Annotated in this window: 16 protein-coding genes; 10 read left to right on the forward strand and 6 right to left on the reverse strand. The window is 59.1% G+C overall.

What is annotated here, in order from left to right:
* Positions 1–16 precede the first annotated feature (16 nt).
* A complete protein-coding gene (locus tag HY011_01970; protein ID MBI3421683.1) occupies positions 17–1,360 on the forward strand; it encodes an O-antigen ligase family protein in 1,344 nt (447 codons plus the stop codon).
* A gap of 67 nt (positions 1,361–1,427) precedes the next feature.
* On the opposite strand, the gene HY011_01975 is transcribed toward HY011_01970, so the two are convergent.
* Positions 1,428–3,887: a hypothetical protein gene (locus HY011_01975; protein ID MBI3421684.1), complete on the reverse strand. Its 2,460-nt coding sequence runs from the start codon at positions 3,885–3,887 to the stop codon at positions 1,428–1,430.
* Positions 3,888–4,236: 349 nt separating this feature from the next.
* Here HY011_01975 and HY011_01980 point away from each other — a divergent pair, with 349 nt between their 5' ends.
* The 7 genes from HY011_01980 (at position 4,237) to HY011_02010 (ending at position 14,274) form a co-directional block, all read left to right on the forward strand.
* Complete coding sequence (locus HY011_01980) at positions 4,237–5,361, forward strand: DegT/DnrJ/EryC1/StrS family aminotransferase (GenBank protein MBI3421685.1); 1,125 nt, start codon at positions 4,237–4,239, stop codon at positions 5,359–5,361.
* A 5-nt stretch (positions 5,362–5,366) separates the two neighbouring features.
* Positions 5,367–6,722: an oligosaccharide flippase family protein gene (locus HY011_01985; GenBank protein MBI3421686.1), complete on the forward strand. Its 1,356-nt coding sequence runs from the start codon at positions 5,367–5,369 to the stop codon at positions 6,720–6,722.
* Between the two features lie 117 nt (positions 6,723–6,839).
* Positions 6,840–7,811 carry a hypothetical protein gene (locus HY011_01990; GenBank protein ID MBI3421687.1) on the forward strand — a complete coding sequence of 324 codons (972 nt, stop codon included), beginning with the start codon at positions 6,840–6,842 and terminating at the stop codon, positions 7,809–7,811.
* 322 nt (positions 7,812–8,133) lie between these two features.
* Complete coding sequence (asnB, locus tag HY011_01995) at positions 8,134–10,056, forward strand: asparagine synthase (glutamine-hydrolyzing) (GenBank protein ID MBI3421688.1); 1,923 nt, start codon at positions 8,134–8,136, stop codon at positions 10,054–10,056.
* 284 nt (positions 10,057–10,340) lie between these two features.
* On the forward strand, positions 10,341–11,261 hold the full coding sequence (locus HY011_02000; protein MBI3421689.1) for a glycosyltransferase family 2 protein: 921 nt from the start codon (positions 10,341–10,343) through the stop codon (positions 11,259–11,261).
* A gap of 35 nt (positions 11,262–11,296) precedes the next feature.
* Positions 11,297–12,733 carry an O-antigen ligase family protein gene (locus HY011_02005; GenBank protein ID MBI3421690.1) on the forward strand — a complete coding sequence of 479 codons (1,437 nt, stop codon included), beginning with the start codon at positions 11,297–11,299 and terminating at the stop codon, positions 12,731–12,733.
* Between the two features lie 356 nt (positions 12,734–13,089).
* The gene (locus tag HY011_02010) at positions 13,090–14,274 is read left to right on the forward strand and encodes a glycosyltransferase family 4 protein (protein ID MBI3421691.1); all 1,185 of its coding nucleotides are present in this window, start codon (positions 13,090–13,092) and stop codon (positions 14,272–14,274) included.
* 177 nt (positions 14,275–14,451) lie between these two features.
* Here HY011_02010 and HY011_02015 read toward each other — a convergent pair whose 3' ends face one another.
* The 5 genes from HY011_02015 to HY011_02035 form a co-directional block, all read right to left on the reverse strand.
* Positions 14,452–15,174 (reverse strand): 16S rRNA (uracil(1498)-N(3))-methyltransferase, encoded by a 723-nt coding sequence (locus HY011_02015; protein MBI3421692.1) that lies wholly within the window; start codon positions 15,172–15,174, stop codon positions 14,452–14,454.
* Between the two features lie 155 nt (positions 15,175–15,329).
* Positions 15,330–16,226 (reverse strand): 50S ribosomal protein L11 methyltransferase, encoded by an 897-nt coding sequence (gene prmA / locus HY011_02020; protein ID MBI3421693.1) that lies wholly within the window; start codon positions 16,224–16,226, stop codon positions 15,330–15,332.
* A 128-nt stretch (positions 16,227–16,354) separates the two neighbouring features.
* Positions 16,355–17,449: a GTPase Era gene (gene era, locus HY011_02025; GenBank protein MBI3421694.1), complete on the reverse strand. Its 1,095-nt coding sequence runs from the start codon at positions 17,447–17,449 to the stop codon at positions 16,355–16,357.
* A gap of 34 nt (positions 17,450–17,483) precedes the next feature.
* A complete protein-coding gene (locus HY011_02030) occupies positions 17,484–17,984 on the reverse strand; it encodes a DinB family protein (GenBank protein ID MBI3421695.1) in 501 nt (166 codons plus the stop codon).
* Positions 17,985–18,035: 51 nt separating this feature from the next.
* A complete protein-coding gene (locus HY011_02035) occupies positions 18,036–20,564 on the reverse strand; it encodes a PBP1A family penicillin-binding protein (GenBank protein MBI3421696.1) in 2,529 nt (842 codons plus the stop codon).
* Between the two features lie 255 nt (positions 20,565–20,819).
* Here HY011_02035 and HY011_02040 point away from each other — a divergent pair, with 255 nt between their 5' ends.
* Both HY011_02040 and HY011_02045 read left to right on the forward strand, forming a co-directional pair.
* Positions 20,820–21,275: an SgcJ/EcaC family oxidoreductase gene (locus HY011_02040; protein MBI3421697.1), complete on the forward strand. Its 456-nt coding sequence runs from the start codon at positions 20,820–20,822 to the stop codon at positions 21,273–21,275.
* A 169-nt stretch (positions 21,276–21,444) separates the two neighbouring features.
* Positions 21,445–23,062 (forward strand): TIR domain-containing protein (locus tag HY011_02045; protein ID MBI3421698.1); only part of this gene is annotated, 1,618 nt, incomplete at its 3' end.

Genomic DNA, 23,062 nt, shown 5'->3' on the forward strand with positions numbered 1-23,062 from the left:
TTGAATTTCGTTAGCGATGAAAAAGCTCGACAGCCTTCTGTTCATCAACCTGCTGCTGACCGCCGTGCTGGCACCGCTGGCTTACGGCACCGTCGAGCCGTGGTCGCTGGCGGTGTTTGAATTGAATGCGTTGTTGCTGGGCGTCTTGCTGGCGGCGCGGCTGACGTTTGAGCCGAGCGTTGCCTGGCCCAACTGGCGCTTGGCTGCGCCGTTGCTGGCGTTGCTGCTGCTGGCGGCAATTCAACTGTTGCCGTTGCGTGCGGCAACCTCCGCCAACGATGTTTTCCAAGCCACACAAGACTGGCGCACGCTCTCGCTGGATGCGCAGGCAACGCGCGAGAGTGCCGTCAAGTTGCTGGCGCTGCTTTGTTATTTTGGCGTGGCGTTGCATTTGCTGCGCGACGCGGGACGGCGGCGCAAATTACTTATCACCCTGTCAGCGTTGGGCGGCAGCCTCGCGTTATTTGCCATCGTGCAGAAATTGACCTGGAACGGCAAATTCTATTGGCTGCGCCCGGCGTCACCTTACGTCGCGCCGTTCGGCCCTTACGCCAATTACAACCACTTCGCTGGCTTGATGGAATTGCTTTGGCCGTTGCCATTTGCTTACGCGCTGTTTGCGCGTGTCGAAGCAGGGCAGCGCACGTTGTGGCTGTTTGCCGTTGTGTTGATGGCGGCGGCGTTGCTCTTTTCACTTTCGCGCGGCGGGATGCTGGCCTTTGTCGTGCAATTGGCCGCGCTGCTTTGGCTGGCGCGGCGCTGGCAACGCGACGAACGGCGGCGTTTGCTGAGTGCGCCTGCCATGATCGGTTTGATCGTGTTGTTGATTGCCGTCATGGCCTTGTGGATCGGCGCCGACCGCTTGCTCTGGCGTTTTCAATCGTTAGGGCAGGGCGCGCAGGAATACTCCGTCGTTACGCGACTGGAATACTGGCGCGCGGCGGGGCGCATGTTTCTAGATCATCCCATCGCTGGCGTAGGTCTGGGCGCGTTCCCAGCGGTCTATCCGCGCTATGGTCATTCGTCGGCAAAGCTGGAACGGCTGGAACAAACGCACAACGATTACCTGCAATTGCTGACCGATGCGGGGGCGCTCGGCGGCTTGCTGTTGCTGTGGTTCGTCGTCGCATTGCTGCGTCAAATGCGCCGCCAATGGCTTGAGCTGGTTTATCTGCGCAGTCAGGAGCGCGCGTTGTGGGCTGGTGGATGCATTGCGCTGCTGGGCATCGCGGTGCACAGCTTCCTGGATTTCAATTTGCAGATCGCGGCGAATGCGCTGGTGTGTTTGTTGATTGTGGCTTTGGTCAATGTACCAACTGTCAACGAAGCCTTGCCACAGAGGCACAGAGGCACAGAGTAAGAGAGAGGTTTTTCAATTTCTCTCGCCACCCTCTGTGTCTCTGTGCCTCTGTGGCAACAGCTTCTTGTCAATTGCCCACGCGAATCGTCACCACATTGCATTCCTGTCCTTCAACGATGACGCTCACCTCCAACTCGCCACGCCCGGCCAAGGCGCGCGGCAGTTCCAAATTGATTTGATCCAAACCCGCGAGATCGCCCTGCGCTCCAGCGAAGCCAACGGGGACGTTCACGCCGCCCGCCGTCGCCGTGACATTCGCCAATGATGTGCGGCCACGAATGCCTGTGCCGAACAGCAGCAGGAACAGTTGATCGCCCGCCGCGCCGAATTCGATGGGTTGCGCGACGAAGCGGTTTTGCGCCGCGTCATAACGCGCGACCGGCTCAAAGCTGCGCGCGCCATCGGCCTGGATGCGCAACAGCACCGCCGCCGGTACGCCTTGCCCGCTGGCGTTGGCCGTGAAGAGCGCGGGTGCGACGGGCGTGAGGTTGAGCACATTGGCCGATGTTTGGTTGTCGCTGTTGGTCAGCGTCAACGTCGCCAAGCCAGTCGCCGCCGCGCCGGGCAGCAACAGGTTCGCTTGCGTGGGCGAGACGAAGAAAAAACCGGCTTCGCGTTCGACGCCGAGACTGTCGCGCAGCTTCGCGCGGCTGCCCGCCAGCGTCGTGGGCAAGGGCGTCGTGTTCGCCGCCGCTGTCGCGTTCGTCAAATTCGCGCCAAAGATCGCCGCGATGCTGTCGGGCGCGAGGGCGGCGGCTTTGAAACTGGCGGCGGAAACAGCCGCGAGCGGCGCGGCTTGGATCAATTCAACGCGCACGACCGAACTCACACCGCCCAGCGTTTCGAGCGTCACATACATCCACACACGGCCATCCATTGTTTGCACCAGCGTCGGATCGAAGAAGCCCGTGCCATTGGCAAACAACTGCGCCGCGTCCAGCGCCGCCTGTTGCAAGGGCGTGAACACGCGCCCATCGGTGCTGGCATGCAAGTAAAGCCGCTTGGCGCGCATCGTGACCGAGAGAAAGCCGCCCGCCGCGAGTTTGAGTACAGCGGGGTCTACGTTGGTGTTCTCAGCGGAGGGCGTCGTGACGTTGAGGTCGTTGTAGGGGTTTTCGTATTCAAACGCGAACGTTTGGCCGCCATCGCTCGACAGCGCGGTGCGCGCATTTGAACGCGCCGTACCGCGTGCGACATACATCAGCCGCAGCTTGCCGTCGTTCGTTGCATAGACATCCGGCACGCCGATGAATTGATTGTCCGCCGCCGCGCCGCGCCAGACGGCGTTTGCCGGATTCAAGCTGAATGTGCCGTTGTCGTTTTGCCGCAAGCGATACAACACGGCTTGATTCGTGCCCGGCCCGGCCAGCCCCAGCGAATACAATTCGATCTTGCCGTCGCCGCTTACGCGCGGCAGCGTTTCGGTCGCCGTGAAACCCGTTCCGGCAAAGGCGCTCGCCAGACCGGGAATGGCTTCGCCGTTTGTCGCGTTGTCGCCGTTCGCCGAGCGAAAAAGCCTGAGGCCGCCTTGCCCGCCGACGATCAGCCAGATTTGCCAAGTGTTTTGATAGTTGACCAATCCGACGTTGGGGATGTTGGCGTTGGCGATGCGAAAGCTCGTGTCGGGTTTGGCCGTCCACACTTGCTTGCCGACGCTGAGCAGATTTTCAAACAGCGTCAGCGCGGCATCCAGATAACGCGGCACTTGTTCAAAAACGCCGTGGCCGCCCGCGTTGTCTTCGATGACCATGTCCAGGCTTGCGCCCTGCTGTAACAGCCAGGTGTCGGTGCGCCGCAAGGCCGGGCAGCCATCGCGCTCCGGGTTCGGATCGCGTTCGCCGCACGAAGTGATCCAACGCGTACCCGCCAACGGACGCACGCCGAAACGTCCCGCCACGATGTCGAGATAAAGCGGATAATCTGTCGAAGCGCCGCCGGAATTCGCCACGCTCAACCCGAAAAAGTGATTGCCGCTCAACCGGTCAAACATGGTGACGTAATAGCTATTCGCGCTGCCCCGGCTGAAGCCGTGAAAGAGCGCGCGGCCCGGCTTGAACGCTTGCCCTTTGAGCGCCGCCGCCAACGCGCTGTAGCTTTCGGCGGGGGCGTAATAATCATTCGGCGGCGTGTTGGCCGGGAAATACCATTGCAACGCGAGTACGCCGTGCTGGTGTTGCTGGGCACTGTTGTACCAAAGGAAAAATTCGGTGAAGGCATTGCCCCCCGTGCCGTGCATCGTCACGATCAACGAACGTTTGTCGGCGGGCAAACCGGTTTGCGTTGCCGGATACCAAACCAGATAAAAGCTGCGTTGATCCGCCGTGACGCCGATTTGCGCGCCTTGGTCGAGCGCGAATTGATAGTGTTGCGGATTGTTCGCGCGCGCCCAATCCAGCAGGGCTTGCACGGCGGGCGGATAAGTTTGCCGTGGCGCGGCGTGCAGACGTGGCGCGGCGCTGCTCAAACCAATCAGCAACAACAGCCAGAACTTGAGCGGGCAGCAGCAGGTGAGCTTGCGTGAAATCATTGAACCTCCAAATCACCAAACAAATCTCCGGGCATCTTTAGCGCGCGTTTGGACGAGACCAGGCTGTGGCGGGACGGAAAACTTTTGCGCCTGCCGTGCTCTTGCAAAGTCCTCAAAACACCCGCCAAAGACGCTCCGCTGATTCCCGACTCCTGACCCCTGACTCCTGATAACTTAAAAATACTGGCTGATTTTCAAGCTATCAGGAGTCAGGGGTCAGGAGTCGGGAATCAGCGGAGCCGTTCAAGTGCTCTTGCCGACGATGTTGCAAGAGCACTGCTTGCGCCTCCTAGCGAGCCGCCGCGAGTTGGACAAGCTGGCAGCAAACTACGAAAATGCCCGCATCCTTATGAAAGTTCCGTTACTCGATCTCAAAGCACAACACCAAACCTTGCGCGCCGAGATGCTGGCCGCCGTCGAACGCGTCTTCGACAGCCAGCAATTCATCCTCGGCAGCGAAGTCGAAGCCTTTGAACGCGAGGCCGCCGCCTATTGCCACGTCAAACATGCCATCGGCTGCGGCTCCGGTTCCGATGCGCTGTTGCTAGCTTTGCAGGCGCTCGGCATCGGCCCCGGCGACGAAGTCGTCACCGTCTCGTTCACCTTTTTCGCCACCGCCAGCGCCATCACCCGGCTGGGCGCGACACCGGTGTTTGTGGACATCGCGCCCGACGATTTCAATCTCGATGTCGTCCAACTCGAACGCGCCATCACGCCGCGCACCAAAGCGATCATGCCCGTGCATCTGTTCGGCCAGTGTGCCGAGATGCAAACCATTCTCGACCTCGCCATCCATCACCGCCTGCCCGTGGTCGAAGACGCCGCCCAAGCCATCGGCGCCGATTATCTGGCCTATGGCGAAGATGGCCGCGCGGGCACGATGGGCACGATTGGCTGTTTCAGCTTCTTCCCGTCCAAGAATCTGGGCGGCGCGGGCGAAGGCGGCTTGCTGACGACCAATGACGACGAGTTGGCCGCGCAATTGCGCCTGCTTCGGGTGCACGGCATGCAGCCCAAGTATTACCACCAGGTCATCGGCATCAACTCGCGCCTCGACGCCCTGCAAGCCGCTGTCCTGCGCGTGAAGCTGCCGTATTTGGAAAGCTGGCACGCCGCGCGCCAACGCAATGCGGCGCGCTATGATCAACTCTTTGCCGCCGCGGCGCTCGAAGAAATCACTACGCCCATCACGCGCCCGCAACGCCGCCACATTTTCAACCAATACACGATTCGCGCGGCTCGGCGCGATGAATTGCTGCGGCACCTGCACGCGGCGGGCGTGGGCTGCGAGGTGTATTACCCCGTGCCGCTGCACCAGCAGGAATGCTTCGCCTTTCTCGGCTGCGGCACCGGCGACTTGCCGCAAACCGAACGGGCCGCCGCCGAAGTGTTGTCGCTGCCGATCTATCCTGAATTGACGGCGGAGATGCAGGCGTATGTGGTGGAGCAGGTCGCCGCGTTTTATCGAACTTAGATTGTGTGCGCATAACTCTTCAAGCTGACAATCACGCACAGCGCCGTCGCCTGCGCGCAGGGATGACGGGCGCGGCGACGCTATTGGCCAAAGGTTTTACGCTCTCGCTCAGTCTGCTTGCCTTACCACTCGTTTCGCACTACTTGGGCAAAGAGCAGTTTGGCTTATGGCTCTTGCTGGTTAGTTCGGTGAATTGGGTGATGCTGGCAGACCTGGGCCTGGCGAATAGCCTGGTCAATGAGTTGGCGGCGGCGGATGGGCAGGCCAATCAACAACGCGCCCAACAAGTGGTCGCCAGCGCCTGCTGGCTGAGCTTAGCCAGCGCCGGACTGTTGCTCTTGCTCTTTTTCAGCTTCAATCCCTTCATCAACTGGACGGCTGTTTTCAATGTCGGCCCCGCCGTTGCGCCAGCCGAGCTGGTCGCTGCCGTGATGGTCGTGGTGATCTGCTTCGTCTTGCGCATGTTGGCGTCTGTCATCGGCAGCCTCTACGCGGCCTTTCAGGAAGGCTATCTTTACCAATTGTGGAGCGCCTTGTGCGGTGTGCTGGCATTGGGCGGGTTGCTCAGCGCCATGCGCGCACAAGCCGGATTGGCAGGCTTGCTGGGCGGATTCATTGGCGGTTGGCTGGCGGGCGAATTGATCGCCGCGCTCTATTTTTTCGGCTGGCATCGTCCGGCGTTGCGGCCCGCTTGGCGGCATTTCGATTGGGCGCGGGCGCGGCATTTGTTGCGCAATGGCGCGCAATTGTGGGTCGCGCAAGTGGCAATGCTGGCGTTGTTGCAAACCGATCTGATCATCGTGACGCAATTATTCGGCGCGCCGGCGGTGGCGGAATACGGCACGGCCTTGCGCTTGTTTAACTACCTGGGCGCGGTGCAGGCGGCCTTTGTCGTGCCGCTTTGGGCGGCGTACAGCGAAGCGTTGGCGCGCCGCGATGTCGCTTGGTTGACCCGGACCTTTCGCCATTCCGTCACTTTGAGCTTGCTGGTGGTGGTTCCCGCCGCGCTTGCGCTGGGTTGGCTGGCGCCCTGGCTTTTCCGCTGGCTGGTGACGGCGGACATCAAACCGGGCGCACATTTGTTGCTGGCGTTGGCGGTGGGCGAATGCCTGAACGCCGGCGCGCGTTGCATCGCCATTCTGCTGAACGGCCTCGGCGCGCTGCGTTCGCAAACGATCTTCGGCCCGTTGGCTGGGCTGACGAATCTGGTGTTGTCGTGGGGCTTGGGCAAACTCATCGGCCCGCCGGGCGTGGCGTGGGCAACGGCGCTTTGTTTGGCAGTGTTTTGGCTGGTGATTTTGGGGACGGATGCACGGTTGCGGTTGCGCGCTTTGCACAGCCAAACGGTACCGCGCGCGTGAGCAAGCGGAGCCTGGGCTGTTGGCGCACTGGCTGTTGGCGCATTGTTGTAGTTGTGACGTGCCGCTTGCTGACGCGCGCGGTACCGTACCAGTGGCGCTGCGCGCTTGTTGATACGCATGCAGAATGTTGAGCCAGACAAACAGGCGCTCGCGGAAGCGCGGCCACGGGTGATCGTCTTTTCGCCCGTGCGCGTTGCGTCAGCCGTGTTGCGTGAGGTCTTGCATGACTTGAGAGCGGCGCAACAGCAACGCCTAGCGCTCGAATTCTGGTTTTATGACGATAACGACGATCCGGCTTCGTCCCAGTTGCTGGCCGGGTTTTGCGCGACGCATCCCGCCAGAGTATTGCCCAAACTCGCGCTCGAACCGGCTGCTTATGTGCGCACCGAAGACGCGCACGAATGGAAACCAAATGTCGTTGACCGCATCATTCGCATCAAGAATTTCGCTCTCGCTGAGTTTTTGAAAACAGACGCCGCCGCGCTGTTTTTGGTGGATGCCGATGTTTGTGTGCCGCCGCCGTTGATCGAGCATCTGTTCGCGCTTGATCTGCCCATCGTTTCTGAAGTCTTCTGGACGCGCTGGTGGCCGCAATCACCATACCTGCCGAATGTTTGGGATGTGCACGATGGCCGCTACCATTCACCGGAATCTGTGTTGCGTTTGCGCGATGCCGGGCAATACGAAGTCGGCGGCTTGGGCGCTTGCACGATGCTCAGACGCGTTGCAGTGGAGCGCGGCGTTTCGTTCGCGCGCATCCCCAGCCTGGATTTCAGCGGCGAGGATCGCCACTTTTGCGTGCGCGCCACCTGCTTGGGTTTCCAGTTGTACGCCGATACGGTTTTCCCGCCGTTTCACATTTATCGCGAATCGCAATTGCCCGACGTGGCGCGTTGGCGGGCGCAGCATTATGCGCGGGCGTTCTTTCTGAACTGGCTGGATGATGAGTGGGCGCGCTCCATCCGCGCCAGCGTGGGCGTGGCCGATCACTTGCTGAAACCCAAACTCAAAGAATGGCTGAACCGGTTGAGCGGCAACACGCTGCTGTTGCGCACGCTGGGCGTAGTGAGCAAATTGCTGCGTGCTTGATGACAAGCTGGTGAAAGAACGTGTTGCGCACAAGGATTCGGTTTTAGCCCGCGCAGGCGGGCGGCAGCATAAAGCCCAGGGTGCAGCGCGTCAGCGCGCGGAACCCTGGGAACATTGGCGATTATACGCCAAGCCCGCGAAGGCGGGCGACAGATAGTGGCAAGCGCGCGAATATCTGCCGCCCGCTTCACGGGCTCAAATTTTTAATTAAACGCTACCCTGGGGTTCCGGCTGCGCCTTCACCCCAGGCTTTATGCTGCCGCCCGCCTGCGCGGGCTGAGAAACGGAGGCGATATGGTTACAACGCCTTCCACCAAAAACCATGTGCGGAATTTGCGGCGTAGTCAGCCAAACACCATTATCCGAAACACAAACGGTCGAGCGCATGCGTGCGGCTCTGACGCACCGTGGCCCTGATGGCGCGGGTGAGTTTGTTGGCACGCACGTGCAATTGGGCGCGCGCCGCCTGAGCATCATTGATTTGGATTCAAGCTGGCAGCCGCTATTTAACGAAGACCGTTCATTGGCGCTGGTCGTCAACGGCGAGATTTACAACTACCTAGAACTGCGCGCACAGTTGCAGCAGCGCGGTCATCGGTTCAACACCGCAGGCGATGGCGAGACGATCCTGCATCTTTACGAAGAGTGCGGGCTGGATTGTGTGCAGCATTTGCGCGGCATGTTCGCTTTTGCCTTGTGGGACAACCAGCGGCAACGCTTGCTGCTGGCGCGCGACCGCATGGGCGAAAAGCCGCTCTATCTGTACCAGAGCGGTCAGCAATTGTTCTTTGCCTCTGAGTTGAAAGCCTTGTTGCAGACGGGGCAGATTCGTTTCGAGCTTGATGCGCAGGCGGTCAACCTTTTCTTTCACTACCATTACGTGCCCGAACCATTGACACCGTTGCGGGGCGTGCGCAAATTGCCCGCTGGGCATCTGTTGACGGTTGAGACGGCCAACTGGCGCGTCGAAGAGAAGTGTTATTGGCGGATGGAAGATGCGCCCGCCGTCAGCGGCGAGCCGGGCGCATTGATTCGCGCTGAACTGGAAACAATCAGCAAGCTGGTGGTGCGTGCGGATGTGCCCGTCGGTGTGGCCTTGAGTGGCGGGCTGGATTCCAGCGCGATTGCAGCGCTGGCTACGCGGCAATATCCGGGCACCATGCAAGCCTTCAGCGTGGGCTATGCCGGACAGCCGCGCCAGGACGAGCGCCCGCTGGCGCGCGCATTCGCCGCGCATCTGGGCATCCCCTGTCACGAGATCGAAGTCAGCAGCGCAGACGTCGTCGGCTTCTTTCCGCAATTGGTTTACTGGCAGGACGATCCAATTTCGGATATTGCCGGGTATGGCTATTACGCCGTGATGAAGGCCGCGCGCGCACACGGCGTGCCGGTGATGTTGCAAGGGCAGGGCGGCGACGAATTGTTTTGGGGCTACCCTTGGGCGCGGCGCGCGGTGCAACAATCCCTGCGCAAAGCGGCTTGGCAACCGCACGGCCAGCCTGCGTTGCTTGATTACCTGCGTTTTGAAGCGCCGGAAAGCTGGACGCGCATGGGCTGGTTCCGGTGGGCGCTGGCCGGGGCGGGGTTGCGCAGTTCGCTTGCACAGTTTCAGCGCGACCGGCGCAGCGACCCGGCGCAGCTTGTCTTTTACGACTTGCTGCTTGATTTTACGACCGCCCAGCATGCGGCTCCGGCGTTTTATGCGCGCGAGTTTGCGGCGCAACTCAACGGCGCGCGTGCGACCGATTTGTTCACGTTGCCGCAACCGTGGCCGCCGCTCGATGTTGCATTGACACGCTTGCAATGCCAGACCTACTTGCTGGAAAACGGCGTCGCGCAAGGCGATCGGTTGAGCATGGCTTCTTCGGTCGAGTTGCGGTTGCCCTTGCTCGATTACCGGCTGGTCGAATTGGTGATCGGATTGCGCAAAGGCGCGGCCGATTTTCGCCTGCCGCCCAAAGCCTGGTTGAAAGCCGCCCTGCAAGACATTGTGCCGGATTGGGTAATGCAACGCCCGAAGCGCGGCTTCAATCCGCCCGTGCGCCAATGGCATCAAGCGTTGTTTGCCGCGTATGGCGCGACGCTGGCGGATGGTTATTTGGTGCAAGCCGGTGTGCTCGATCCGGCGTGGGCACGACGTTGGGCGGCGGGGCCTTTTCCGTTGGGCGTGTCGGTGCCGTTGTCGTTTAAGGCGCTGGTGTTGGAAACGTGGTGCCGGAACTTGGCGAATAGCGCAAAGAGCTAAATGATGCTCTGCTCGAAGCCCTGAAAGGGCGGCATTTAGTAGCCCAGGGCAACGCCCTGGGAAGCCGCATATTGAAATACAAGCCCTGAAAGGGCGAAATAACTAAATGCAATTTCGCCCTTTCAGGGCTTGCACGTCATTGATGATGTCCCCAGGGGCGTTGCCCCTGGCTATCGAATGTCGCCCTGGCAGGGTTTTTAGGTCGCGCTAAATCCCATTGCGTTCACTCGCTCAAGCGCCCTGCAAGGCGAGCTTGCAAACGGATCAAGGCCGATTTCATCGCAATGCAAACACCGCTGGTCTTCACCATCTTCAATCGCCCCGCACTGACCGCGCAGGTTTTGGCTGAAATTCGCCGGGCGCGTCCGCGCAAGCTGTTGGTGATTGCGGATGGGCCGCGCGCGCAAGTGCCGGGCGAGCAGGCGCAATGCGAGGCTGCCCGCGCCGTGCTTGAACAAGTTGATTGGGATTGCGAAGTCCACAAGAATTACGCGGCGGAAAACTTAGGGATACGGCGGCGGATGAGCAGCGGGCTGGCGTGGGTTTTTGCCCAGACCGAAGCCGCTATCGTGCTGGAAGATGATGGCCTGCCGCATCCAACGTTTTTCCCGTTTTGCGAAGAGTTGCTGGAACGCTATGCCGACGACGAGCGCGTGATGCATATTTCGGGCAGCAACTTTCAGTTCGGACGGCAGCGCTTTCCGCACAGTTATTATTTTTCGCGCTACAACCACGGCGTCGGCTGGGCGAGTTGGCGGCGCGCGTGGCGGCATTACGACGCCGAAACGAAACTGTGGCCGGAGGTCAAAGCCCGGGGCCTCTTGCACGATTGGCTGCACGATGGAGGTGATACGCGGGCCGCCGTGCGCGATTGGACGCGAGGGTTTCAGCGCGTGTATGACGGCGAAGTGGATAGCTGGGCCTATTGCTGGACGTTCGCGTGCTGGCTGCAAAACGGTTTGAGCATCTTGCCGAACGTCAATTTGCTGTCGAACATCGGCTTCGGCGCGGCCAGCACGCACACCCGCAATCGCCGCAGCCGGTTTGCGAATATGCCCGTTGCCCCCATTGAGTTCCCGTTGCAACATCCGCCGTATGTGGTGCGCGATGCGCAGGCTGATGCGTTTACGCAACGGAATAACTATCAGCGGAGTTGGGTAGCGCGGTTGGGCAGTTCGGTTTTACGGATGTTAGCTAAGACATAAATCGAAGTAGCTTCTTTTCGCAGAGTGTGAGGTAGATGTCGCAAGTCAGAAACAATATTGATTTGAGCAAAGTAGCGTTTGTGCTGGTCGTACTTTTGGCCAGCATCGGCCTGCTCGTGCGCACTGATATTGCCACCTTTGCGGTGGCGGTATTGAGTGCAGGCGCGCTATGGTTTTTGTTCAAGAAGCCCGAATTAGCACTTGCCATTCAAATCAACGGCTTTTCCCTTTATCTCTACGTGCTCTACAAACTGAAAGTCGAGCCAGAGACAGTGACGACAGCCGGTTTCTATGCCTTTTTGGCTGTGGCCTATTTGGCAGGTGGAATCCATCTGGCCCTCAAGCGGCGGCGCTTTGAATTGAACCGGATTGATTTCATGTTCGGATTGCTCTTCGCACTGTTCTTCATCAGCTATTTGCTGTTCTCGCTGGATAACCAACAAGCGACCCGCAAAATTGGATACGCGCCGTTGCTGGTCATCGCGCCTTACCTTGGCGTCCAATTGCTGATGACCCGCGAACAGATACGCCAGATGCTTTATTACTGCGCCTTTCTAGCAGTGCTGATGATTCTGCCGGCGTTTTATGAATTGCTGGTGAATCCGATTTATAGCGAGTATGGGCGCTTTTCCATCTACACGTTTGCCAACAAAGGTGACAACCCGATTCTGTTCGGCATCGCCAATGCTTTACTGATTTTGGTCGTGCTGTTTACCAGCTCGGCCAAGCGCGCCTTCGGACTGCGCGAAGTCGTGCTCATCCTCCCGGCGGTTTACCTGATGTTGCGCAGCGGCGCACGCGGCCCGGTGGTGAGTTTTGTGGTGGCAATGATTGCTTATGTCGTCTGGCTAGGACGTGTGCGACCGCAGGTGAAGTTCAAGGTTTTTGCGGTGCTCCTTGTTCTGCTCGTCGCTGCCTACCGGTTTATCCCCGATACGACAGCGAGTTTTTATGAGGACTTGATCGCGCCGGATGTGCGTCCAGTAGATGTGAATTCGATTCAAGAACGCTTGGTCTTGATTGATCTGGCAATCAAAGACTTTCTGGCTTATCCGATCATCGGCGTGGGCACGGGCAATGCGACGGGCGGATTGGGTTATCCCCACAACGTGCTGATCGAAGTGGCGGCTGAATTCGGCGCAATCGGCCTGGTGATTTTCGCCTTGCTCTGCCTTTTTGTAATTCAAGCAGGCCGCAAATATCTGTACACAGAAGGCGAGGATGAGGAACGCTGGCTCATGAATCTGGTCTTTACGATTTTCATCTTTGCCTTTGTCGAAGCGCTGTTTAGCGCCTATATGGGCGGCGATACGTTGTTCTATAGCTCAATCGGCTTGGTTTCAGCCGTCGCCAAGCTGTCAGAGAAAGATTCGCTGGTGAAAGCCAAGGCGCTTGATTATTTGCGTTATCGCGAACGTGTGAGCGAGGACCTACCGAATGTCGCAGGGCTGGCTGAAGACAGCGGTTATTGACCAGCAACTTTGAACCATCAATCAGTTAATCAAACCCAGGTTGTCATTCCTGGGAGCGCAGGCGCCCTGATCTTATTGGCGAATGTATGGTGTGCGTGGCAAGCCCTGAAAGGGCGAAATTCAATAGCCGGGGGCAACGCCCCCGGCGCGCGCGAAGACAGTTCCCGGCCCTGACAGGGCCGTATTTGTAACCGGATGCGACCCCTTCAGGGTCGAGAGATGACACGTGCCTTCCCGTGGGCGGTGCCCACGGCTATTAAATGTCGCCCCTTCAGGGCATTAAAGCCAGCGTGGTGAGTTCGCCAGATCAGGGATGCCTGCGGCTCCCAGGGAGTGGCCGCGTTCAGGCAGTTTCTATGCGTATTGTCATTGACGGCACAGCGGCGATGAGCGGCGGCAAAGTCTACCTCGCCCACTTGCTGCCGCAACTGGCGCGGCTGGCGGCGGGGCACGAATTGATCGTGCTGCACAACGGCGATCTGGCGGCGGTCGAAACCGAAATGGCGAACGGCACACCTGCCGCGCAATTGCGGATGCAGCGCGTCGAAGGCTTGGCGGCCACCAATCGCGTCTGGATTGGCAAGGCTGTTGTAAAACTGTTCTGGCGGTTGGTCGTGTTCCCCTGGCATCTGTGGCGGCTGCAACCGGAGGTGCTGTTTTCCAACGCCGGGTATGCGCCGGGCTGGTTGCCACGCCGCACGCGGCTGGTGTTGGCGCTGCACAATTCGATGCCGTTGCGCGCCGAACTGATTGCGAACGAACGTTCGACGCTGCGGCGCTGGCGCTTGCGGTTGTTGCGTCGGTTGATGGGGCGGGCGGCGCGGTGCAGCGCGGCGACGATTGTCTTCAGCCACGATACGCGAGAGCGTGTGCGCGCGAGTTTCGGCATCACCGAGAATACGCTGGCCGTCGTGCATCACGGCATTGATTGGGGCGCGGCGGAACGGGCGCAGCCGCTGGACGAAGGCGTGTTGCGGCGCTTCGGCTTGACGCAACCTTATCTGCTTTTTGTTTCGCAATTCCATCGCTACAAAAACCTGGGCACGCTGGTGGCGGCGTTTGCGCGGGTGCGCGCGCGGCATCCGGCATTGCAATTGGCGCTGGTGGGCGATCAGGCTGATGCCGATTACTGGCGCGAGATTGAAACGCAAATCGTGGCGTTGGGCCTGACGGGCAACATCGTGCAAGTGCCAGGTTGCGCGCGCGAACAGTTGCAACATGTCTATCGCGGGGCGCTCGCTTTCGTGCATCCCTCGCTGGCCGAGACGTGTTCGTTCCCGTTGTTGGAAGCCTTGGCGTTGGGGGTGCCTGTGGCCGCTGCGCGGATGAGCGCTTTGCCTGAAATCGCCGGTGAGGCGGCGTTGTATTTCGAGCCTTATGACGTGGCGGAGTTGGCGGCGGTGTTGGAGCGGCTGGTCGTGGATGAAGCGTTGCGTGGGGAATTGCGCGAAAAAGCAATTGAGCGCGCACAGATGTTTTCGTGGGCAGCGGCGGCGCGGCAGACGCTGGAAGTGTTGGAGGCGGTGGGGCGGCGGCATTAGATCAGTTTGCAATTGAATGTACGGGGTCGTGTGCAGCGCCGGGACGGTACCGCGCGCGTGAGCAAGCGGCGGGTCAAGCAAGGCCCAGCGACACAACCGCGCCGTCTCCGCTTGCTGACGCGCGCGGTACCGTCCCGCTGCTCCGCGCTTTTCCCGTACATTCAATTACAAACTGATCTAAAGATCGCCGCACAGATGTTGCAACAACGCCACGCCCGTGATGGCGGCGGTTTCCGCACGCAGAATGCGCGCGCCCAGATGCACAGGCACGAAGCCGTGTTGCGTGGCTACCTCCAATTCAGTCTCGCTCCAACCGCCTTCTGAGGCGACGGCGACGCAGGCGGAATTTGCCGTTGGCGGCAACGCATGCAACCGTTGCCCGCCGTGTTCTGACAAGATCAGTTTCAGGCTGCTGATTTCTTCAGCGCAAAATTTCGGCCAACTCTGCGGCTCAGCAATTTCGACCAACGTGCGCCGCCCGCATTGTTTCAACGCTTCGAGCGTGATGCGTTGCCACCGTTGCAGTTTGTGTTCGGCTTTGAGTTGCCGGATGTCGCTGTGTTCGGTTAGCAGCGGGACAAGGCGGGTGACACCGAGTTCGGTGGCCTTTTGCACGACCCAATCGAATTTGTCGCCTTTGAGCAGGGCGACGGCCAGCGTGAGTTGCAGCGGCGATTCGACCGTGTTGGTGAGTTGCTCGATGATCGTAAGTTCAGCGCCGCGCCTGCCGACTTGATTGATTTCACAGACGTATTCCTGTCCGCAGCCGTCAAAGGCAAAAACCGGCGCGCCGACGGGCAGGCGCAAGACGCGCGCGAGATGATGCGCTTCGTCATCGGCGAGGGTGATGAGTGCGCCGTTGATTTGTGCGGGTGGCGCGTAAAAGCGATGGCGTTGCATAGGTGCCCAATAATTGAACTCGAAAACATTAAACAGGCTGGACAGGGTTTTCAGGATTCACAGGAAGCAGGGAAGCTGGAACACCATTTCTTTCCAGGCCCATCCTGTGAATCCTGAAAACCCTGTCCAGCCTGTGCAAATGCTTCCAGGTTACATCAGATGCGTTGAGTTTTTTGCGAGCGCAGCGCGAACGAAACCCATTCGCCGTCGGGTTTGCTTTCCAGCAAATCAAAGCTACAACGGGCGAGCAGCGAGAGCACGTCGTCGCCCTGTTCGCGCAGGATGCCGGAGACGATGAGCGTGCCCTGGCCCTTGATGACTTGGGTGAAATTGGGCGCGAGGTCGGCGATCACATCAGCGGTCAGGTTGGCCAGCACGACATCGAATTCCTGGCCGCGATACGACGAGAGTTTGTTGACCTCCAGCGTCAAGGCGTCGCTGACCTCGTTGATCTCGGCGTTTTCTTCAGCGACGATGATGGCTTCGGGGTCAACGTCAAAGCCGATGACTTGCGCGTTGGGCGCGAGCTTCAACGCCGCAATCGCCAGAATGCCCGTGCCGGTGCCGACATCCAACAAGGCGGGGGCGTTCGTTTTGGGCGGCCAGTATTTTTCGAGCAGTTCCAAACAGCCGCGCGTCGTTTCGTGCGTGCCGGTGCCAAAGGCCATGCCGGGATCAATTTGAATGAGCAAGCGTGCGGTCGCGTCCACCTGTGCGCGTTTCCACGACGGCGTGACCAGTAGCCGCGCGCCGATCTCCATCGGCTCGTAACCTTTTTTCCACTCGGCCAGCCAATCCTGATCCGCAACGGTCAGGGCTTCGAGTTTTTGTAAGGCAGTGGCGGGCAGGCCGATGAACCCCAACGCACGTTCAATCTCAGTTCGTAACTTTGCTGCATCGGGCGCAGCGTCGAAATAGGCGCGCAATGACAGGCGGTCAGGCGTGTCTTCCGAAACTTCGATGCCAGTCGTGCCTGCGTTCCAAAGCTGCGGTGTGACAGCCTGTTCGGCGGCTTTGGCGATTTCCAGTTCTAGTGCATGCCAGATTTTCATTTGAGATTTGCTACGGTTGCCGGCGGGCTTTAGCGAAAGAGGTTTCGCCGCGGATGTACGCAGACCAACGCAGATGAATAACAGGTTTTATCCGCGTATTTCTGCGCTCATCTGCGGCTTGCTCTTCACTACCCCAGTTTGGTTTCTTCGATGCCGAGTTCATCCAGCAAATGCGGATCGTTGCGCCATTGTTCTTGCACGCGCACAAACAGGAAGAGGCGCACCGGACGGTTGAGCAGTTTGCGGATGTCGCGGCGCGCGCGCGTGCCGATGGTTTTGAGCATGTGGCCCTGCTTGCCGATCAGGATCGGTTTTTGCGAGTCGCGCTCGACATAGATCACGCAATTGATTTCCGTCACGTCTTCTGTTTCTTCCCACAGTTCGGTGCGCACCGCGGTGACATAAGGGATTTCGTCGCCCGTGATTTCCAGAATCTTTTCGCGCACGATTTCGGCGGCGAGCGTGCGTTCCATCTCGTCGGTGAACAGTTCCGGTTCATAGAGCGGCGGCCCCGTGGGCAAATGTTCGAGCAGCTTGCTGACCAGCACATCCTGATTGGCGCCCGTGCGCGCCGAGAGCGGCAGGATTTCAGCAAATTCGTATTCGTGCCGGTAATCTTCGATCAGCGGCAGCAGCGCTTTTTTGTCTTTGACCAAATCAATTTTGTTGAGCAGCAAAAAGGTTGGCTTCTTGGCCTCTTTGACCAAATCCAGCGTAAAACGTTCGCCCTGGCCGAAGCGTTGGGTGACATCGCGCATCAGCAATACGACATCCACTTGCAGCAGCGCGTCGGAGACGAAGCCCATCATGCGGCGGTTGAGCGCGTAACCTGGTTTGTGCACGCCGGGGGTGTCTACGAAAACGATCTGGCCTTCCGGGCGATTGACGATGCCGCGAATGCGCGTGCGCGTGGTTTGCGGTTTGTTTGAAACGGCGGCAATGTGTTCGCCGATCAGGGCGTTGAGCAAGGTGGACTTGCCCGCGTTCGGGCGACCGATCAGCGCGGCAAAACCGGCTTTGAAATTAGCGTATTTCGGATCAGGGATTGGGGCTTCTGCTTTCGGCGGGAGGTAGATGACGGAATCATCCGATTGCGGATTGTGGATTGCGGATTCAACCGATTGCGGATTGGGGATTGCGGATTGCGGATTTAACTCTGGTTCCGCGTTCTGGGTTTCAGAGGGCTGTTCATCATCAAGATCAAGCTTTGGTTGTTCATTCATTGGGTAGTCTCAAAATCCGCAATCCGCAATCAAATTAGGCAAAAGGGTTTTCATCGGCGCTCGGCCCGTAAATCGAAGGCAGCGGCACATCGAGGGCGCGCAGGTAAGTCGAGAGTTGGCCGCGATGGTGGTACCAGTGGTTGAGCATGATCGAGCGCACGATGCCGATGCGCGGCGCGGCCAGCACGGTCTTGCCGCCATTCGTCACCGAAAAAGTCGCCAGCATGCGGGCGTCGTCCCACTGGCCGAGCAGTTCTTTGGCCTGGGCCACGCTGCCATCGAGCAAGGGCAGCAACTCCGCCGCCGCACCGACCGCTGGCGGGTTGCCAAAGTCGGGGACTTCAAACGTATCCAGGTTTAGAAACGAGGCGATGCCGCCGGGGATCGTGGCGACGTGGTAGGCCAATTGACCAAGCGTCATGGCCTTTGGCCCCGGACAATAATCGAGTTTGTCCGTGGGGACGCGCTCCAGCACCCGTTTGGTGGTGGCAGCTTCCTGTTCGAGTTCCGGCAAAATTGAATCAGCGATGCTCATGAGACTTTGCTCCTTTGGATAGCGTTTAAGGTTGATGGTTGGTGGTGAAAATCAGTTGTCGTTGCCCTTGCCCTTTTTGCCCTTCTTGGACGGTTCGGGCGTCGGTTCGGGCGTCGGCGCGCGCACGATTTTGGGCCGCGACTCAACGCGCGTGGGTTCAGGCGGCAAGGGTCTGGGCGTCGGTTCGGGTTTGTTCACGACCGGCGCGGGTGGGGACGCGGGCGCATTGTCGCGCGTTGCGCCACCCGACCGGCCGCCCAGCGGGTCGAGATTGGGTAAGTCGCTTGAGCCGGGCAGCAGGTCGCCTTTGGCGCTCGCCAATTTAGAGCGTTCGTTGGCGTGTTCGCGCGCGCGCGTTAACTGCAACTGGCGCAAATCATCCGGGAGTGGGGGCGCTTTCGGAAACTTTTCTTTCGGCTTGTCCTGCATGAACGGCTTCATGAATTCATTCCAGAACGGCAGCGCCGCCGAAGCGCCCGATTCGCCTTTGCCCAGCGTTTGTTTCGAGTCGCTGTAGCCGATCCACACGCCGGTCGTGTATTTGGCCGTGTAGCCGATAAACCAGGCGTCGCTGAATTCGTTGACCGTCCCGGTCTTGCCCGCGACTTCGTGACCAGCGGCGTTGGCCCCGCGCGCGGTGCCTTCCAGCACCACGCCGCGCATCAGGTCAACCATCTGCGAGGCGACGTATTCGCTCAGCACTTTGTAGGATTTCGGCTTGGCTTCTTCGATGACGTTGCCGTCACGATCCACGACCTTGCGAATCCAGACCGGTTCGACGCGCACGCCCGCGTTGGGGAATACCGAATAGGCCGAAACCATCGGCAGCAGCGGCTCTTCGGTCGCGCCCAGCGCCGAGGGCAGGAAAGGCGCCATCGGATTGGGCAGCCCCATGCGCTTGACCATGTTCACGCCGTTGTTGATGCCGATTTCATCCAGCACGCGCACCGCCGGAATGTTGCGCGAGAGGGCAAAGGCTTTGCGAATCGGCATCGCGCCCATGAATTGATCGTCGTAATTGTGCGGCTGCCAGTTGCCGCGTTTGAAAGGCGCATCGTCCACGACATCATCGGGGCGTAAACCCCATTCGAGCGCGGCGGCATAGATGAAGGGTTTGAAGGCCGACCCGGTTTGGCGATTGGCCTGGGTGGCGTGATTGAACTTGGTCGTCGAGAAATCATAGCCGCCCACCAGCGCCTTGATCTCGCCGGTTTTGGATTCGATAGAGACGAGCGCCGTTTGCACTTCGGGTTCGGGTTCCAGCTTGACCTTGAGCGTCTTCTTGGCTTCGTCTACGGCTTCGACGCGGAATTGCGCGAGGTCGCCGCGTTTGAAAAGTTTGCCGGGCGCTTTGTTGACAGCACCCGTTTCCGCTGCCGAGACCAGCGCCGAAAACGAGCCGAACGAAACCAGCGCCGCGCGCTCATTCACCTCTTTGACCACGCCGGTGAGGATCTCTTCGACTTTGGGCGCGACAGCAGACCAGGTGTAATGCTGATAATTTTCGAGCGTCGTGGCGTCGTCGCGGTCGAGGATGTTTTCGAACTCGATGCTTTTCCAGCCGTGGCGCTTTTGATAATTGCGCGCGCCTTTGCGCACGGCTTCGACGGCTAGTTTTTGGGCTTCGGCATCGAGCGTCGTGTAAACGCTCAAGCCCGCCTTGTAAACATCCATCGCATCCTGTGAATTGCGTTCCAGCACGCGTTGCAATTCCTGCCGGACTTCTTCGATGAAGTAGGCGTAGGGCGATTTGTCGTTCTTGTTGCGGACTTCGTTGGGATTGGTGCCTAGCGGTTTGGCCTTGGCAATATCGGCCTCGGCTTGCGAGACGAAACCGGCTTCGGCCATTGCTTGTAAGACTAGATTGCGCCGGTCTTTGGCGGCCTTGGGGCGCAGGATCGGCGAATACTGCTGCGGCGCTTTGGGCAACGACGCGAGCAACGCGTACTGTTCCAGGCTCAAGTCCTTGAGCGATTTGCTGAAATAATAATTCGCGGCGGCCTCAAACCCATACGCGCCGCCGCCTAGGAAGATTTGATTGCAATAAAGCGAAAAGATCTGTTCTTTGGTGTAAACGCGCTCGATCTGCAAGGCGTAAATGGCTTCTTTGAATTTGCGCACCCACGAACGTTCCTTGCTCAGAAATAATTCGCGCGCTAATTGCTGGGTCAAGGTCGAAGTCCCTTTGGCGCGCGTGCCGCGCGTCAGGCTTTGTACGACCGCACCCGCCAACCGATAGGGATCGAGACCGAAATGATCGAAGAAGCGCGTGTCTTCGATGGCCATAATGGCCTCGCGCATGCGCGCGGGAATTTGCTCATAACTCAGCGGAATGCGACGTTCCAGCGCCAGTTCGCCGATCACTGTCTTGCCGTCATCGGCAAACACTTTGGTGATTTCCGCCGGACGATAGTCGGCCAGCGCGTCCACTTCAGCGGCATAGCTGGTGAAATTGAGTTGATAGGCCACCACCAAACCCGTCAATCCGCCCGCTACCATCGCCAGCACGGCCAGCGCGCCGAGCTTTGAGCGGCGGAAGAATTCTTCCAACCCATCGGTCAATTCGTTCAATTTATCCATAGTGCTTAGCTGTAAACGACCACGCAAACCTGCGCCCGAATTTTTCTCAGGTTCTTGCGCAGAATTTTTTCCGGATTCTTTCGGAGTAGTCTAAAAATAATTGCCCGTCATTGTGGCCTAGATTATACCAGTCGTACCAAGCGCGCGAAAGGCGGCGCTGAGTGCCGGGCGCATGGGCGAGACGTGCCGCCAGGGAATGCTCTGGTGGCAGACAGCGAGAACCGAACTTCACGAAACTAGATGGGAGAGCAAAGCATGAAAAAGAATAAGTCGCGTGTGTGGGTTGGCGTGGTGGTCTGGTTGTGTTTGAGCCTGTGCGTGCAGGCGCAAAACGCCAAAGCCGCTGCCGCCATCCGCAAAGTGCTGGACGAGCAGGTCGCCGCCTGGAACGCGGGCAACCTGGAAGCCTTCATGGTCGGATATTGGAAATCGCCCGACCTCACTTTCGTTTCTGGCGGGCGCAAATTAAATGGCTGGGACGCCACGCTCGAACGCTATCGCAAAACCTATCAGGCCGAAGGCAAAGAGATGGGCAAGCTGGCCTTTCTCGATCTGGATGTGCAGCAACTCGGCCCCGCCGCCGCTTTTGTGCGCGGGCAGTTTCAATTGAAGCTGTCAGACGGCAAGGAACTCAGCGGGCGCTTCACATTGGTCTTTCGCAAATTCAAAGACGGCTGGAAGATCATCCACGATCACACCTCGTCGAATTAAGCGAGACCTGGGAATGCCTGTCTCGCCCAGCACTTCCGCCGCCGTTTTGCGTCCACGCCAAGTCGCCTATAATCCGCCGCGCCCGCACCGCCAGCAGTCGCGCGTGCCGTTCCCGGCAACCGCCGCCATGCGGAGAATTGCCCCATCAAATGAAACAAGGAGTTTGTTGATGCTGACGCAATGGATCACACAGCTATCTGATTTTCTCTTCCGCTTTCTGTTCCGCTTCCGGTTCCGCTACGACATTTTTATCTCGTATGCGCGCCGCGATGGCAGTGAGTACGCAATCAAACTGCGCGATCAATTGCAGCAATTGGATTTCACTTGCTTCCTCGATCTTGATGAACTGCCGCCAGGAAGTGCGCTAACCAGTGACCTCAAACGCAGCCTCAGCCGTAGCGCCACACTTGTGCTGATCGGCACCGAGCGCGCGTTGGTTCATTCGCCTTATGTGCAGCAAGAGGTCGAGTATTTCCTCGGCACGGGACGGCGGGTTGTGCCAATAGATTTTGGCTTGAGAAATGCTATTGGAATTACAAGCGAATTAGCTTTACCTGCACGAGACTTGATTTGTCAGTCCGACCTGACTTGGATTGAGGAAGAAGCGCCGCAAGCTTTGGAGCAAGGTACCCCTTCGCTGAATGTTGCTGACAGCATAGACAAATTGTTCAAATACACGCGCCGTAATTCGCGCGTGCGGTTGCAATGGCTGGCGACAGGTGTGTTCGTGGTGTTGGGCGGCTTGGCCGCTGCTTACTTGATCCAGCAAAGAACAGTCGAGGCAAGAACAGAAGGCCAAAGAGCTAGCCAAGCCACTTCCGAAGCGAAAAAACAACAGCAACTTGCCAATGAAATGACTGATAAAGCAGCCGTGGCGGTGTGTGATGCCTACAACCAGGAAGCCATTGCCGTAGCCAATGCCGAAGAGGCAAAACGCCAGCAGACAAAGGCAAATGAAAATGCGGCAGAAGCGCGCAAAAACGCCGAGGAGGCAAAAAAGAATGCTAAAACTGCAACATCACAGGCATTGGCTTCATATGCAATCGCACAACGGGATATTGATCCCGATCGGAGCCTTGCCCTGAACAACGAGGCCTTGAAACAGACTCAAACCCTAACGGCCGAAGACAACTTGCGCGGCTTTTTGGTGGGGAATCCAATGCGGACAGTAATGGCCGAAGACAGCCTGCGTGGTTTTTTGGTGGGGAATCCGCTGCGAGCAGTGTTCAGAAATCCCGCGAAGACGGATGAGAAAAAAGCTGATAGCCCGGTTGATCAATACCTTGATTTGAGTGCTTCCGTATGGCGTGCGGCTTGGAGCGCGGCCTACAGTCCGGACGGGCGCTTCATCGTCACCGCGAGTGGGGATAAAACGGCGCGCGTCTGGAACGCCGCGAGCGGGCAGGAGGTGGCCGAACTCAAAGGCCACACGGATTCGGTCACTAGCCCGGCCTACAGTCCGGACGGGCGCTTCATCGTCACCGCCAGTGACGACGGCACAGCGCGGGTCTGGAACGCAGCGAGTGGGCAGATGGTGGCCGAACTCAAAGGCCACACACATTCGGTCACTAGCGCGGCCTACAGCCCGGACGGGTGCTTCATCGTGACCGCGAGTTTTGATAAAACCGCGCGCGTCTGGAACGCGGCGAGTGGGCAGGTGGTGGCCGAACTCAAAGGTCACGCGGCTTACGTTAGAAGCGCGGCTTACAGTCCGGACGGGCGCTTCATTGTCACCGCCAGTGACGATAAAACGGCGCGCGTCTGGAACGCGGCGAGTGGGCAGGTGG

The organism is Acidobacteriota bacterium (assembly GCA_016196035.1).
Taxonomy (GTDB): domain Bacteria; phylum Acidobacteriota; class Blastocatellia; order RBC074; family RBC074; genus JACPYM01.